Annotated in this window: 10 protein-coding genes; 2 read left to right on the plus strand and 8 right to left on the minus strand. The window is 57.5% G+C overall.

All coding sequences use genetic code 11. The features are described from left to right. Window positions 1-27: 27 nt before the first annotated feature. Window positions 28-1,053, plus strand: a complete 1,026-nt coding sequence (locus H1Y61_RS23335; RefSeq protein ID WP_235680969.1) for an ROK family transcriptional regulator — start codon at window positions 28-30, stop codon at window positions 1,051-1,053. Here the strand turns inward: H1Y61_RS23335 and H1Y61_RS23340 are convergent. The 5 genes from H1Y61_RS23340 to H1Y61_RS23360 all read right to left on the minus strand — a co-directional run bounded on the left by H1Y61_RS23340 (window position 1,022) and on the right by H1Y61_RS23360 (window position 8,525). After that, window positions 1,022-2,260, minus strand: a complete 1,239-nt coding sequence (locus H1Y61_RS23340; RefSeq protein ID WP_180575272.1) for an ROK family transcriptional regulator — start codon at window positions 2,258-2,260, stop codon at window positions 1,022-1,024. The genes H1Y61_RS23335 and H1Y61_RS23340 overlap by 32 nt on opposite strands. 79 nt (window positions 2,261-2,339) lie before the next feature. Further along, window positions 2,340-5,363 carry an alpha-mannosidase gene (locus tag H1Y61_RS23345; RefSeq protein ID WP_180575273.1) on the minus strand — a complete coding sequence of 1,008 codons (3,024 nt, stop codon included), beginning with the start codon at window positions 5,361-5,363 and terminating at the stop codon, window positions 2,340-2,342. 33 nt (window positions 5,364-5,396) lie between these two features. Next, the gene (locus tag H1Y61_RS23350; RefSeq protein ID WP_180575274.1) at window positions 5,397-6,239 is read right to left on the minus strand and encodes a carbohydrate ABC transporter permease; all 843 of its coding nucleotides are present in this window, start codon (window positions 6,237-6,239) and stop codon (window positions 5,397-5,399) included. Next, window positions 6,236-7,159, minus strand: coding sequence for a carbohydrate ABC transporter permease (locus H1Y61_RS23355; RefSeq protein ID WP_180575275.1), 924 nt, complete (start codon window positions 7,157-7,159; stop codon window positions 6,236-6,238). Before H1Y61_RS23355 ends, H1Y61_RS23350 begins: the two co-directional genes overlap by 4 nt. Window positions 7,160-7,229: 70 nt before the next feature. Further along, window positions 7,230-8,525, minus strand: a complete 1,296-nt coding sequence (locus tag H1Y61_RS23360) for an extracellular solute-binding protein (RefSeq protein WP_180575276.1) — start codon at window positions 8,523-8,525, stop codon at window positions 7,230-7,232. A 183-nt stretch (window positions 8,526-8,708) separates the two neighbouring features. Here H1Y61_RS23360 and H1Y61_RS23365 point away from each other — a divergent pair, with 183 nt between their 5' ends. After that, a complete protein-coding gene (locus H1Y61_RS23365; RefSeq protein ID WP_180575277.1) occupies window positions 8,709-9,707 on the plus strand; it encodes an ABC transporter ATP-binding protein in 999 nt (332 codons plus the stop codon). 168 nt (window positions 9,708-9,875) lie between these two features. Here H1Y61_RS23365 and H1Y61_RS23370 read toward each other — a convergent pair whose 3' ends face one another. The 3 genes from H1Y61_RS23370 to H1Y61_RS23380 all read right to left on the minus strand — a co-directional run bounded on the left by H1Y61_RS23370 (window position 9,876) and on the right by H1Y61_RS23380 (window position 14,673). Continuing rightward, window positions 9,876-11,519, minus strand: a complete 1,644-nt coding sequence (locus tag H1Y61_RS23370; RefSeq protein ID WP_180575278.1) for an acyltransferase — start codon at window positions 11,517-11,519, stop codon at window positions 9,876-9,878. Window positions 11,520-11,524: 5 nt separating this feature from the next. Then, the gene (locus H1Y61_RS23375; RefSeq protein ID WP_180575279.1) at window positions 11,525-13,372 is read right to left on the minus strand and encodes a DUF2264 domain-containing protein; all 1,848 of its coding nucleotides are present in this window, start codon (window positions 13,370-13,372) and stop codon (window positions 11,525-11,527) included. Between the two features lie 74 nt (window positions 13,373-13,446). Further along, a complete protein-coding gene (locus H1Y61_RS23380) occupies window positions 13,447-14,673 on the minus strand; it encodes an ABC transporter substrate-binding protein (RefSeq protein ID WP_409364013.1) in 1,227 nt (408 codons plus the stop codon). Window positions 14,674-14,761 lie beyond the last annotated feature (88 nt).

Below are 14,761 nucleotides of genomic sequence, written 5' to 3' on the forward strand. Positions count from 1 at the left end.
CTTGTAAGGCATCAGACGGTTCGGCTCTTGGAGGATCGCGACGCTCAGGGCCTCAGTCCTGAAGATATCGCAGATCATAACGGACGCACCGTTTCTGCGCTTTTGCTGCGTGAAGGGCCGATGACGCGCCAGGAGCTTGCCGCACGGCTTAAGCTCACAGAGCCTGCCATTACCGGCATTCTTCAACGGCTGTTGTCGGCAGGCCTTGTGTCCAAGGGCAATCGCCAGACCAGTACACGCTATAAAGCGGCGGAATTTTCACTTGTGTCATCCGGCGCTTACGGTCTTGGTGTTGAGCGTTGCCAGAATGGTGGCTCCCTTGCTCTGTGCAATCTCGCTGGTGCCATGGTGCTTTATCAGCGCTTTGATCAAGATGAAGCCTTCTTTGCTGCTGTTCGGCAGATTGTGCAGGCAGAGGTGGGCTTCCCCGCCCCCATCGGTGTCGGCGTGGTGATGAATGCAGACAAGGATGATGCATTCACGACGGCTTTTGGCGAATTGCCAAACTTTACTCTGTCCAAACCCGATGCGGTGCTGGCTGGGGAGAGATTGTTTGGCATCGGTGAGCCGGAAGGCGGGCTGGTTGTTGTGCTGATTGATGAACAGGTGCAGGCGGGCCTGATCATCAATGGCCGCTTTTACCGCGGCACGCATGGCAGAGCGGGCGCAATTGGTGCCATGCGTCCTGGCCTGGCGGAAGGCACACTGGATGTGATGGCGAGTGCGGCGTCTTACAGGGCTTTCATTGCCGAGCAGGGTGAAAGCGAGGTTGATCGCTGGATTGAACAGGCCGCCAGTCGCCTTCTGGACGGCGTTGTCACCATTGCCGGTTTCATTTCACCCGGAGCCATGCTGCTGGGCGGGCAATTGCCCGCCGCTGTCATAGATCGGTTGATTGAAAAAATTGCCGAAGCCCGACTGAGCAAAGAGCGATATTTTGTCCCCGCAGCATGGATCCCGCCTGTTCGCCCCTTGAGCTTTCCAGACCGCGACGCCGCTTATGGTGCTGCTGTTGCGCCGTTTATCGAACTGCTGCTGCCAAAATCGAATTGATCGATGCAGGTCGTATCGCTGTCGTCAGCGGTGAACGGCTGAGATGGGCAGAATCGGCAGAGGGAAGACAGAGCCGGTCGGCGAGCGCCATGGCGGCAGCACCAAGGGCTGCCGCATCCTCTGAGGCTGCCGCACGGTGTAGGCTTGGGGCCAACGCGCCCCGTCGGCTGATTTCCTCATGCACGTAGAGCAGCAATTCATCAATCAGCCGCACCGGCAGGCGTCCACCCAGAATAATGCCATCGGGGTCCACCACCATGCCGATGTCGCTGACAGCTTCGGCAAGGTTGACGGCCATTTTCTTCAGCCAACCGCTGAGAAGGGCGCGTCCCCGTCCATCCAGCGTCAACAGATCTGCAGGTGTCGCCACATCCACACCATTGTCCGCAAGGTAATCGAGCAGCACGAACATCGACAGCATATCGCCCAGCGGCCTGGTTTCCCCGGCAAAGGGACCGGTTGTGACCGCCGTGGGCAACCAGCCGATTTCGCCACCCAGCCCGCCTGCGCCCTTGTGGCGCACACCATCAATTACCAGACTACCGCCGAGACAGGCGGATATGAGAATATAGAAAAAGCTGCGCATTTCGGTGCCCAGCCCATATTCAATCTCGCCCAAAGCCGCCGCATTGGCGTCATTGTCGATATAGATGGGATGGTCAGTGATATGTGACAGCGCGGCGCGCACGTCAAAACCGTTCCACTGGCTATACGTGTCTGGCAGGCCAATCACCTGCACCTCACCCAGCCAGTCGGGAATGGCAAGGCCAATGCCCGCAAGTCTCGATTCGTGGATAACCTTGCGACGCAGGAAGGACGATACGGCGTCTTCCATCAGCTTTACAAAGGCATCCGGCAGCAAAAACCGCGCTTCATGGTGAATACGCCCGCGCACATTGCCCACCGCATCCACCGCCACAATGGTCAGGTGATCACGGTCAATATTGGCTCCGATGGCAAAGGCCCCCTCAGGGTCAATCTCCAGCTCGATGGCCGGTTGGCCGCGCAAGCCTTGGCGGCGGCGCGCTTCCATCACCAGCCCCTCATCCAGCAGTTTATCGACAATCCGGGTGACAGCCTGCTTTGTCAGGCGCGAAAGCTTGGCAATTTCGGTACGCGAAATTGGCCCGCCACGGTGAATGGCGTTCAGGATGATGGCCCTGTTGAGGGCTGCGGCCTGCTCGCCATTGGCTCCGGAATAACTCATCGTAATCGTCAATCTCCTCGCCGCCGGACAACGGCAGCGAGGAAACCATGCACCATAGACGTGCGGGGTGAAAGCATTTTCAAGCGGTTTTCGACAGACGCCAACTCTTCACCTCAAAGGGCCTCAGTGCATCCGCATCCGCCGTCTCCATTGGTTCTTCCATAATGCTGAGTGCGCCGCTGACCGCCCAACCTTCAGGCGGCGTAAGCTGGAAACCACCCCGGCGACCGGCTGGCTCATACACCCGCACAATCAAACCATTGCCATCCTCGGCAGGTTTGATGACAGAAAGCGCGACATCCAGCCCTGCTGCCTTCAACGGGCACCATTCGCCTGCCGCTTTATCCGACACAGGAATGGCAATCAGCGGCTGGTTCAGATCATCGGCTTCCTCGCGCACCTGGCCTTCGTACCATGTGCCTTCATGCGGCATCAGCGCATATGTAAAGGATTGATAGCCTTCATCGGCCAGCGGATCAGGATAGATGGGCGAGCGCAGCAAGGATAAGCCCAATACATTGCCACGGGCCGAGTGGCCATATTTGGCATCATTCAGCAAGGCCATGCCAAAGCCCGGCTCGGACAGATCGATAAACCGATGCGCCGGTGCTTCAAACATCGCCTCATCCCACGAGGTGTTGGAATGGGTGGGGCGCTCCACAACGCCGTAGGCCACTTCGCAGGTGGCGCGGGCAGCACTGACCGCCACGCCATTTTCGGTGCGCAGCATGACGCGGCGCTCATGCCAGTCAATCTCGGTGAAAATATCGAGGCGGCGAGCATTAGCGGCAAGGCTCAATGTTTGCACAATGGTGGAATCGCGCCAGCGACGCTTGATGCGGATGGCGGCGCGATGGGCGGTGTTTTCAACAAGCTCGATGGACTCGTATCCGCTCAACTCCTCGGATTTTTGGCCGTAATCCTCTTCCACATCCCAGGCATCCCAGTTGCGTGGTTTATCGGCCGTATAGGCAATCAGCCGGTTGGCACCGCCCTCGACCGCTTCACGGCCCGATGCTTTGTGCAGGATGGAGGCAATCGAGCCATCGTCTGCCAGCGTCACCTTGATGATGTCATTTTCCAGCGTATTTTGCGTCGCTTTCAAGCCCGGTTTGGGGTCCAGGGCGCTGGCTGGCAAAACGCTCACACCAAGGGCTGGCACCAAGCCGTCAGCTGCGATGCTTTCATCCTTCAGGGTCAGGCGGATTGGCCGGGGGCTGAGCGTGGGGTTGATCACCAGCACAGCACCTTCATTGCCCTCAGGCAATTGCGCAAGAATGGCATCGACGGCCGCTTTTTGCGCCGCCGCGCCATCAATAAGCACCTGTTCAAGCTCGACTTTCGCATCCACATAAACCTCGGCAATCGAAGAGCCGGGAAGAATGTCATGGAACTCGTTTTTCAGCACCACCCGCCATTCCGGCTCCATTGACCGCGGTTTGTCCGCTCCCAGAAGATGGCCAAGGGATGCGAGCGTTTCCGCTGTAATCAAGCTACGCTCGGCCTTGCGGTGCAGTTTTTTGATGGCGCTTTGCGTGGTCAGCGTGGCGCGGTGCAGTTCCAGATAGATCTCGCCTTTCCACACGGATATGGGCGTGGTTTTCGCCATTGCATGGGCATCTTCAAAAAAATCATGCACGCGGGTCCAGCGCGCTTCCGGGATGGCTGGGAATACACGCAGCTGCTCTTCCCGCACCACCATTTCCGGGCTTGGGCCACCGCCGCCGTCACCATAGCCGACGCAGAGCAATGTGGTGTCGTGACGGTCTTTCTGGCGATAGTTTTTCCATGTTGGCGTAATGCAATCCGGACGCACAAAGCCGTTATAGCCCTCCATCGGATTGTCAAACGAATGGGCCAGCACCCGGCTGCCATCCAGCCCCTCCCACCAGAACAGATCGGCAGGGATGTGGTTGCTTTCGGACCAATTGACCTTGATGGTGAAGAAGCTTTTCATGCCGCCCTGCTTGAGAAGCTGCGGCAAGGCTCCGGCAAAGCCAAAGCAATCCGGCAGCCAGCAGACGCTGTGGCGCGTGCCAAATCTTTTCTCGAAATAGCGCTGGCCGTAGAGGATTTGCCGGGTCAGGCTTTCGCCTGTGGGCATATTGGTGTCGGGTTCAATCCACATGCCGCCGAGTGTTTCCCACTGGCCGTCCTTGGCGCGTTCGACGATTTTGTCGAGCAGTTCAGGATCATCCTCTTCCAACTGCCAGTAATAGTGGGCGGTGGACTGGTTAAAGCGGAAATCCTTCGATGTTTCCATGATCGACAGCGCCGTGTGGAAGGTGCGGCGCATCTTGCGGCGAGTCTCGTCATAGGGCCAGAGCCAGCACAGATCGATATGAGCATGACCGGTCAATGCCACCTTGCCCTGTGGGGGGAATCGTTCACGAAGTTCGCCAAGGCGCACCATCAGCGCCTCATAGGCTTGATCCAGTTTGGCGCGCTGGGCGTCGGTCAGACCTTCGGGATCGGCCTTCAACTCTGGCAGTTGCCAGATCTTTTGTTGCATCACCGCAGGGGCAGTGCGCGCCACATAGTCTGCCGTCGCCGATGGCCAATCGATGGCGTAAAACGCCTGTTCGGCAGCATCCAGCAAATAGGGCACCACATCATGACCATCCAACACCCTTAGTGCTTCGGCAATCTGGCGCATCAACAGCCACATGCGGTCCACGGAGCGGTCTATCCAGAACAATTCGGCCCGCTCCAGCTTTGGTGCCCTCACTGGCTCACCAAAAGGCAGACGCGGAACGGATTGTGCGTGTAGCGAAAAGCTTTGCGAAGGCGCTGCAAATTCGCGGTGGTAGGGGTCAAGCCCATATCGCTTGGTGGTGCCATCTTGCGCTGTGATGCTCAGAAGGCTTTCGCCGCCGAGGTTGAGGTAAAGATAGGTATCCGCAAGCGGCCAGCCGTCCGGCACGGTTACATCCGTTGTGAAGCCAATGGGTGGAGACTTGTGTGGCCAGGATTCGCCAACGGCAATGGGTTGGCCATTGAAACTCCAGCCGGTCAGTTCAACTGTTTTGCGGGCGCGCCAGAACTGGAATTCTGCGTTGCGAACTTCGATGCGCTCAAGGCGTTGGGTGTAGGTCAGGCTCATGATATTTTCCTAAAGTCTTTCAACAGGATAGGTTCAGCCCTTCACGGCTCCGGCGGTCATCGCGCCCAATATCAGGCGCTGGAGCGAGAGGAAGGCGATGATGGCTGGCACCACCGAGACAAGGCAGGCCGCCGCGAGAAGTTGGATGGAAGAGTCATTTTGCGTACCGGCATATTGAAAAATCCCGACGCCAATCGGGGTGAGGGATTCCTTGGTAATCAGCAGAAACGGCACCAGAAATTGCGACCAGCCGCTGATGACCGCGATGATGAAGGCCGAAGCGATGCCCGGCGTGGACAGCGGCAGGATAACGCTGACAAATACGCCAAACCGGGTGCAGCCATCCATCATCGCCGCTTCATCAAGGGTTTTGGGAATGCCGTCGATTGAGCCTTTCAAAATCCAGGTGGAGACCGGAACGGCAAGCGCCACATAGACCATGGTGGTGCCGAAATGGCTGTCCAGCAGGCCCATGGCCGCCATATAGCGATAGAGCGGCACCATGATCACCAGCGGGGAGATCATTTGCACCGACAACAGCGCCATCATCCACGCGCCTTTGCCCTTGAACTGAAAGCGCGAAAAGGCATAGGCCGCAGGCAAGGCCACGATCAGGCAGCCTGCCGCTGACAGGCAGGAGAGTTTCAGCGCATTCCAAAGGTAAGAAATAAACTTGTCCGAGGACAGGATCATCGCAAAATTATCCAGTGTCGGTGCTTTGGGAATGAAGCGAGTGACACCCAGAAACACTTCCTTGCGGGTTCTGAGCGCCAAAGACAAAAGCCACAGCAGCGGCCATGCGAAAAAAGCAAAGGTAATGGCCATGAAAAGATAGCTCAGAGCATCACCAAGGCGCTCACTTGTGCGGGTTTTCATTGGTCATCTCCCTTTGGCAGGAAGGCGGCATAGATCAAGGCCAGCGTCAGCGAGATTACCAGCATGAGGATGGACAGGACAGCGCCCGCCGCCAGATCATAATTGCGAAACACCACATTGAACGTGTAGAGCGACAGTACCTCTGTCACCCGTCCCGGTCCGCCGCCGGTGAGGGAGATGATCGCATCGAAGGTGTTGAGCGTCTGGATGGTGATCAAAATCAGATTGACCAGAATGGCCGATTTTAGCTGCGGCAGGGTAACATAGCGCAGCCGCTGATCGGCCCGCGCCCCATCTACAGCCGCAGCCTCATAAAGCACCGGATCAATGGCTTTGATGGCCGCATACATCACCACCATGGAAAAGGCGGTGCCGCGCCAGACATTGGACAACACCACCGACCACATCACCAGGTTGGGATCGGAAAGCCATTGCACGGGGCCGGCTCCCACAAGCCGGAGCAGGCTGTTCAGCCCGCCAAACGGGGCCTCGTTAAACAGCATTTTCCAGATAATCCCGCCAGCAATGCCCGGCACCACCCAGGCAATCAGCGCCGTGGTTCGCAGGATTGTCGCACCGAACAGACCGCGTCTTTCTGCCCGCACCACCACCAATGCGATCACAAGACCAAACAGTTGCTGCGCCAGAACCGATCCAGCCGTGAAGGTGAGCGTGACCCACAGGATCTGCGGAATTTCTGCGCGGGTCAGCGTGTTGATCAATGTTGTGATGGTATAGCCACCATCATCCCCGAGCAGGGTGGCTCTGGTGAAGGCAAGACGCAGAACATCCAGCACCGGATAAAGGTAGAAAATGCCGAGCACCAAAATCAGCGGCATAAGCCAGGGCGCTGCCTTTGGTCTGTGACGGCTTCGGGCGGCACCCATTTGTTTGCCCGCCTGCAAGCTGATTGTTGCCATGGAGTGCACCTTTTGGATTCAGACCACAAAGCGCTGCGGAACCCTTGGGTCCCGCAGCATCAAAGGGAGTTCAGTGGCGATCATAGGCCGCAAGTGAAGCCTTGAAGGCTTCATCAACCGCCGCATCCGTGGCTTGCGTGCCCGTCAGCACCTTGCCCATTATGATCTGGATCTGATTGGAGATTTCGGGATAGACCGGCGCACCGGGCCGAGCTTGCCCGACTTTCAGGGCCTCCGAGAAAGCTTTGTTGATGTCAGAGGAGAAAATCTTGTACTTTTCATAAAGGTCGGCGCGGGTTGGCAGCTGCCCCTGAACCTCGTTGGCAGGTCCCATATAGACATCACGAGCCAGATCGGCGCACATTTTTACCTTGGCCGGATCGGACGCGAAAGAAGCAACCGTCCAGCCACCTGTGCCGGTCGAGCGCTGATCCTTGGTGGGGCCGGGCAGGGGTGAGAATGTCCATTTTGCCAGTTCTTCCGGCTCAAGGGCGGCTTGCAGCTGGCCATATTGCCAATTGCCACCGACAAACAGCGCCGTGGTGCCAGCGGCTGCGGCGGCATTGAAATCATCATAATTGCCAATGGTGGCCACGCGCTTGGGGGCCGCACCGGCCTCCACCAGATCGCGATAGTAATTCACCGCCGTGACGAATTTTTCCCGCTCAGCGCCTTCGCCGAAGATCGGCTTGCCGTTCTCATCCACCAGCTTGCCACCTTGCGCCCAGAAATTGGCCAGCCAGTCAAAGGTGGTACCTTCATAACGCGAGCCGTTGAACAGAATACCTTCCATGCCCTCTTTCACGGAGTGCAGCGCGGCCTTTTTGGTCTCGTCCCATGTCTGCGGCGCATCGGGAATGATCTCCTTGTTGCGATAGAGAACGCGAAGATCGGTAGACCACCACCAGGCATAAATCTGGCCGTCCGTTCCGGTAACGCCCTCGCGAATGAAGGGGAAAAGCTGGTCGATCTCTTCCTTGGTAAAATAGGGCGAGAAGGACTTCAGCACGCCAGCCTTTTTAAAAACAGGTAGCACGAAGGAGTCCACGGCAGCGCAATCGGGTGCATTGCCGGACTTGGCCTGCTCCACCATGCGGGCCTGCTCCTGGCTGATATCCCCCGTCATCATCTGCAATTCAATGCGCCAGCCGGGGTGCTTGGCAATAAACTGATTGAACAGCTTGCCATAGCCTTCAGCCACAACCGGATCGTTGTTGCGCGGGCCGTCGGTGGTCATGCGGAATGTCATCTTATTGGGGGCGTCAGCCGGGCCCACCGTGTCGCCGGTGATCATATCACTGGCATTCGCGCCCACTGGGGCGACCAACAGCGCGACAAGCGTCAACGCATGCCTGTTCTTTTTCATGTGCTTTCCTCCCAAAGTCGCATGCCGTTGAGTGCCATGCGTTAAAACCCTCAATCGCGGGCAAGCCCCCGCCTCCATGTCATCCAATGCCTACCGTCTCCTCCAACAGGCATCTTTCCTCAGCGTAATAAATAGATTAAATCACTTTTGTTTTGCGTCAAGCGATTTGTCTGGGAGGAAATCATGGCTGTGGTGCGCATTGAAAATTTACGGAAACATTACGGGGCCTTGGAGGTCATCCATGGTGTGGATCTAGAGGTCGGGGACGGGGAATTCCTGGCGCTGGTTGGACCATCCGGCTGCGGAAAATCGACGTTCCTACGGATGATTGCGGGTTTGGAAGAGGTATCAGGCGGCGATATTTTTATTGATGGTGTCCGCATCAATGACTTGAGCCCACGTGAGCGCGACATTGCCATGGTGTTTCAGAATTATGCGCTCTATCCGCATATGACAGTAGCCGAGAATATGGGGTTTGCCCTTAAGCTCGCCGGGCATTCTGTGGCGGACATCAATGCGCGCGTGGCAAAGGCGTCTGAGGTCCTGGGGCTTGAACCATATCTTAAACGCAAGCCCGCAGCTCTTTCAGGTGGGCAACGTCAGCGCGTTGCCATGGGCAGAGCCATTGTGCGCGACCCGAAGGTTTTCCTCTTCGATGAGCCTCTCTCCAATCTCGATGCCAAGCTGCGGGTGCAAATGCGCTCGGAAATTCGGGAATTACAGAAGAGATTGAATGCGACAACCATTTACGTCACCCATGATCAGGTGGAAGCCATGACCATGGCCGATAAAATTGCCGTTTTCAACAAGGGCGTCCTTGAGCAATTGGGCACACCGCTGGAGCTTTATCACCGACCAGCCAATCTCTTTGTTGCCGCCTTCATTGGCTCACCACAAATGAATCTGGTGTCGGGCGAAGCGGCCCAGCGACATAGTGCAGCAACCATTGGTATAAGACCAGAGCATCTGGTGCTTTCCCAGGACCATGATGCCTGGACCGGTGCGGTGGTTGCCGCTGAATGCCTTGGCAGCGATACGTTCATGACCATCGACTCCGCTCTGTACGGAAAGCTGCTGATCCGCACCAGCGGCAGCCATGAGCCAAGGATCGGCGAAATCATCAGTGCCAAGCCAATGGAGGGATGCCTTCACCGGTTCGATGAGGCCGGTAGGTCAATTTAAAAGGAGAACATAGAGGCCTTATTGCGACACTTTGTGCAGTTACCCGAATATGGCAGGCCTTTCGAGATCATACGCCCCGGGAGGCCACTTCAAATTACGTAGAAAATGACATAATCGATATCTCGCAGCAAAGAGGTTGGCGAGGGGGTAGCGTTTGAAAATGCTGTCTCATCCTCGGTACCGATGAATGCCTCGTGGCTTGAATGACAGGCTGCTGGAGAGGTTCAGGAGTTCGGCTGCAAGCCAACAGGTCGTGAGCCACATTTCAGTTCCCTGCAAACCGGGTGGATGACCGTCTGCGAACGGGAAGCCTTGCCCACTTTGCCATCGTGTCGACAGTTGCAGAATGATGCCAGTTGCGATTTCTATCGCCTCGTCGCGGCGATGAGGTGTCTGCTTCAGGCAAAGCAGCAGCGGGTGCACAGTATCGAGCAGATTGCAGGCATTGAAGCCTTGTCCACGAAATCCGTCATGAGCGCGGTAATTGGCGATAACGGAATCGATGGCGGCATCCGGATAGGGAACCGGTATGCCAAATTGCGCATGAGCGCCGCGTGTCAGCCGGTAAAAACCATTGACCGGCTGCAACAGCCCGTCTTCCGGTGTCTCCGTACCCCAAAGGCCGGATGTTGGATTGCAGTTGAGGCTCAGCCAGCCAAACAAACTGTGCCGGTTGACACCTGCACCAAAATAGTGACCGTTGAAATGCAAGGCGGTTGCGATGGCATCGACGGTGGCACCGCAATGCCAGGCGCGTGTTTGCCAGGGCAGCTCCTCCAACCATTGCACGAGATCACCTGCACTCATGCGTTCGATGAACCGGAAGGGATGGAGTGGCGCTGATCCCAGGCATTCAAGGGCATACCCAACTGCCAGCACATTGTACAAGGCAATCGGATCGTGATGCAGAGGCTGCTGCGCGTCACGATAAGGGTCCGGGAAAAGCCCGGTTTCGGGGTCTTGAACGGCTTGTAGGCGGGCGATGGTGGCATCGACATCGAATATCGAGCCGATATCACCGAAGGCTGCGGCAATTTCGATGGCGTCGCAGAGATGACGAATGCTGGTAACGGGCTTGCCGCTTGCATCTGGCGAGCTGTAATTCTCCCCGACACGATGTCGTTCCACCACCGCTCGCCAATCAGCCGAAGCAGCAGTATCGATTGCGGCAAGCGCGGCCTCGACCGCCGCCGTTTTGGGGGGAGACGTCGTGTCTTTGCCGCGCATCCGCAGCACGCGGGCCGGTACGCCGCCAGCGATGGCCAGTGGCGGGATGTTTTTTGAGACCACGGCACCGGCGGCGATAATGGCACCGCTGCCGATCCGGGCGCCATCCAGAATGACCGCATTGGCACCGATCCAGACATCATCACCAATCTCGATGCCGAGCGATGTCAGCGGCTGACGATAGATCGGCGTTTCAAGATCGTCGAAGCCATGATTGAAGCCGATAATGCTGACATGCGAGGCAATCCGCACCCCATTTCCCAACCTTACCCGGCCAGAGATGCAGGCATAGGCATTGATCGAAACGTTCTCGCCAAGCTCGACATCGCCACGCACCAGAGCATGACCGGCAATCCACGATCCGGCACCCATCACCAGCCTATCCGTATGGATTTCAGCCTTTTCCGCGACATAAGCGCCCGGAGAAAATGTTGCGCCGGCATAGGTCTGAAGCTGGCGAAGCCGTGCCTGATGGGCTGCGCTCTCGATATCCTGCGCATTCCGCTCCCAGGTGAGGATATTGAGCCGGTGGCGGCGCAAGGATGCCACTTCCTCTTGCTCGTTTGCTCGGTCATTCATGCTCATGACACTCAGCCGATATCGAAGGCCGCGACGCGGCGTCCAGCGTCTCTAAACTGCTGCTCCAGCACCTCGAGATCGGGGCAAGTAGGCAGAGCGGCAAGAGCCTCATCTGCTGCACGTCCCAGCGGTAGCGCGAATGCTGCCGTTACCAGCACGGTTTGGCCCGGTTCGACTGCGCCACGCAATTGCGGCAGGTTGGTTTTTGCCCATAAAAGATTGGTATTGGCAATCGGCACATGAGCACGGCCGGTGCGTTGATGGTCGGATAGATCGACAATGGCGCTGACATCCGCTTGCCCGAACCACACCGCGCGGCCAGCACTTTCTTCTATACGGTCGCGGCTGAAGTCGGCGCGGGCAATGGCAAAGCCACCTTCGCTGGTCATCAGGCTGCGCGGCGTTGCAATCCGATGGATGCGGATATGCCAGGGATTTTGTGGAACGAGCCAGGTTTCGACAGTCACATCCGCCCAGGGCTTCCAGCGGGAATAGAGCCTGTCATCGGCAATCATCGCCTCTTCAAGCGTCTCGCGCATCCTAAAATGCACGCCATCATCCGACAGGCCCAGCATGCCATCAAAACTGGCCGCATCGAAATGGCGATCATTGGCCTCGATATTGAAGGTATAGCGGGTCGAATAGACGAATTTGGCGTATTTCTCGTTGGAGCCACGCATCTTGTCGTGTTCCTGGCCGCAGGAGAGAATAACCACATTGCCCGGCGTGTGCATGGCGACCATGCCCGGTTTTTCGAGCGGCACCGGCGCATTGAAGGACGGCGCTTCGGTTTCCTGCGCCAGCCAGAACGGGTGATCGGCGGGCAGGGCCAGCGGGAGAAAGAATTTCAGCGCCCAATAGGGTGAACCGGGCGAATTGTAGCTCTCACTCATCAGCAAATTGGGATAGCCGTAGCCGACAGACAGCACACCGTCGCGGTCGGCGATTGGCAATGCCGACCACCAACGGATATGGCGCATGTAGTAGCCCTTGATCTCACCCCATGGCAGGGCATCAAGATCGGCAAAGGCCAGCGCGCCCCAGAAACCACCAGCGGCAAAACGATAGGTCTGGCTGCGCCCAAAAGCGAGTGCAGCACCATCCGGTCCGAACCAATGGCGGATATCCCTGGCAAAGACCGTTGCGCGGTCGCGGAGACGGGTTTTACGGGCGTCGTCTTCGTTGGCAAGCACGGCATAAATCAGCCCATAAAAATGCATGGCAAAGGGAATGTAGTGGTCCACCCGACGCACCGGCCCATCGCGGTACCAGCCATCACCAATATCGAATCCTTCCAGCTCATCGAGATAGGCAATGGTCTTGGCGTGGTCGAATTCTACTCCCACCCGCTCCAATCCCAGATCGACCAGAACGCGGAAGAATTTCCAATTGTTATCGACGTACTCGCGGTCTCTGGCTTTGAGCAGATAGGCCGAGATGGTGGCCTTAGCGACATCATCCAGAGGCTCCCAGATATGCTGTGGCACCATGGCGAGCGTAAAGCCGATGGCGGCAAGCTCCACCAGCCGTTGGTTGCGATCAGAGACATCGCCCCAATAGTCTTCGTGTTGCGGATCGGTGCCATGGGTCAGGCCACGTCGGTAAAGATCCCAGTGCGGGAAATCGCCACCGCCCGCCGCAAAGGGTACGATGCCCCACAGGGGCCGGGCAAAACCTTCGAGATCGGCAGCCGCATGATCGAAAATCGCGCCGGATGCGCCAAGCCTTACCCGTGCGCCGCCTTGCGAAAAATAGGGCAGGAGCGGCGTGAACAGGTCGAGCAGGGCTTTCGCCACATCATCTCGGCTGCGCAAGGGGTTGCCGTAGAGCGGGTTGGCCTGGGCCGGATCGTAAACCACAATCGATATCCATGAACTGTTTCGAGTGAATTGGCCGCAGGAAGGAGACAACCTGCGGCCAGGCCAGCTGCGCGCTATTTGATCGCCTTGACGCCGTCGTTCATCTCCTTCAGGCCATCGTCGATAGATGTGTTGTCTGTCATAATCGCGTCATGCACACGGTTCAGCACGACCTCGATTTTTGCTGCATTGGGACTGACCGCCATTTCCAGATAGGACTTGCCGGCTTTAAGCGCCGCCTTGCTGTTTTCGTCCTGCGGGAAGCCGGGCAGCGAGGTGATCTTGGTGCTGACATCGTCGGTGCGCACCGCTGGTAAAGTTCCCGTATCGGCAATGATTGCTGCACCTTCAGGTCCCGTCACGAACTTGATGAAGTCAAGCGCCACGTCTTTGTGGGCTGAGTTGTTATTGACCGAAAGAGCCGCAATCTGCGCCGCCGTGGTGCCGGCTGCAACGCCGTCCGGGTGTGGGAACTTGACGATGCCCCAATTCTTGCTCTTGGATTCACCGGACTTGACCTTGGCGATCTGGGTGCCGATGAACCAGGTCCCCATCGGCAACATGCCGACCGTTCCGTTGAAGAACAGTGCCGAATAATGGGTATTGGAGGTTTTCAGCGATGCATAGGACGGGATCGCACCTTCCTTTTGAAGCTTCAACGCCCGCTCATACCAGGGCTTCAGAAAGGCGTAATCGCCACCGACCAGCGTATGCTGACCATCCATGATGCCTGGAAGCTGAACGGTTGAACGCCATGTGTGCAGCAATGCGCCATAGGTCTTGTTGACCCCCATGCCACCCTTCAGCTTAACCGCGATCTGGTCGAACTGCGTCCAGGTCATGTCATTGGTCGGGTAGGAAACGCCCGCTTTGTCGAAGATGTCCTTGTTGTAATAGACCACCCAGAAGTCGGAGCGGAAGGGTATTGCATAGACCTTGCCGTCGATGCTCAGCTCCTCGATAAGCCCGCCATATCCAGCTTTGTCGATCTTCTGCTCGGTCATGAAGCCCGAGAGATCACCGATAGAGTTGGCCCGCACCAGGGTCGCGTAACCCGGCACGTCCTTGATGGTGACAACGTCGATATCCTTGGCGCCGCCGGTCAGTTGGGTGGCGATCATCTGCGTGTAGTCCTGCGAACCGAGATCCACCGGCTCGAATTTCACATTCGGATGCTTGGCCTGATAGGCTTCGATCAGCGGCTTGTAATAGGCCACCTTGTCCCAGTCCCACAGCGCCCATTTCAGGGTGACGGGGGCCGCCGATTGCGCGAATGCGCCGCCTGCCATGACAGTGACCATTCCCAGTGCCGCAGTGGCAATGGTCAGCGATATCCCAAATGTCTGCCTGTACATTCTGTTCTCCTCCCTGATTGTCTCGTTGAAAGCG

Source organism: Agrobacterium vitis (assembly GCF_013426735.1).
Taxonomy (GTDB): domain Bacteria; phylum Pseudomonadota; class Alphaproteobacteria; order Rhizobiales; family Rhizobiaceae; genus Allorhizobium; species Allorhizobium vitis_D.

What these genes read in the sequence shown, in the direction of transcription:
- H1Y61_RS23340 (WP_180575272.1), bottom strand. Translation starts at nt 2,260, where the DNA reads ATGAGTTATTCCGGAGCCAATGGCGAGCAGGCCGCAGCCCTCAACAGG.
- H1Y61_RS23345 (WP_180575273.1), bottom strand. Translation starts at nt 5,363, where the DNA reads ATGAGCCTGACCTACACCCAACGCCTTGAGCGCATCGAAGTTCGCAAC.
- H1Y61_RS23350 (WP_180575274.1), bottom strand. Translation starts at nt 6,239, where the DNA reads ATGAAAACCCGCACAAGTGAGCGCCTTGGTGATGCTCTGAGCTATCTT.
- H1Y61_RS23355 (WP_180575275.1), bottom strand. Translation starts at nt 7,159, where the DNA reads ATGGCAACAATCAGCTTGCAGGCGGGCAAACAAATGGGTGCCGCCCGA.
- H1Y61_RS23360 (WP_180575276.1), bottom strand. Translation starts at nt 8,525, where the DNA reads ATGAAAAAGAACAGGCATGCGTTGACGCTTGTCGCGCTGTTGGTCGCC.
- H1Y61_RS23365 (WP_180575277.1), top strand. Translation starts at nt 8,709, where the DNA reads ATGGCTGTGGTGCGCATTGAAAATTTACGGAAACATTACGGGGCCTTG.
- H1Y61_RS23370 (WP_180575278.1), bottom strand. Translation starts at nt 11,519, where the DNA reads ATGAGCATGAATGACCGAGCAAACGAGCAAGAGGAAGTGGCATCCTTG.
- H1Y61_RS23380 (WP_409364013.1), bottom strand. Translation starts at nt 14,673, where the DNA reads ATGGTCACTGTCATGGCAGGCGGCGCATTCGCGCAATCGGCGGCCCCC.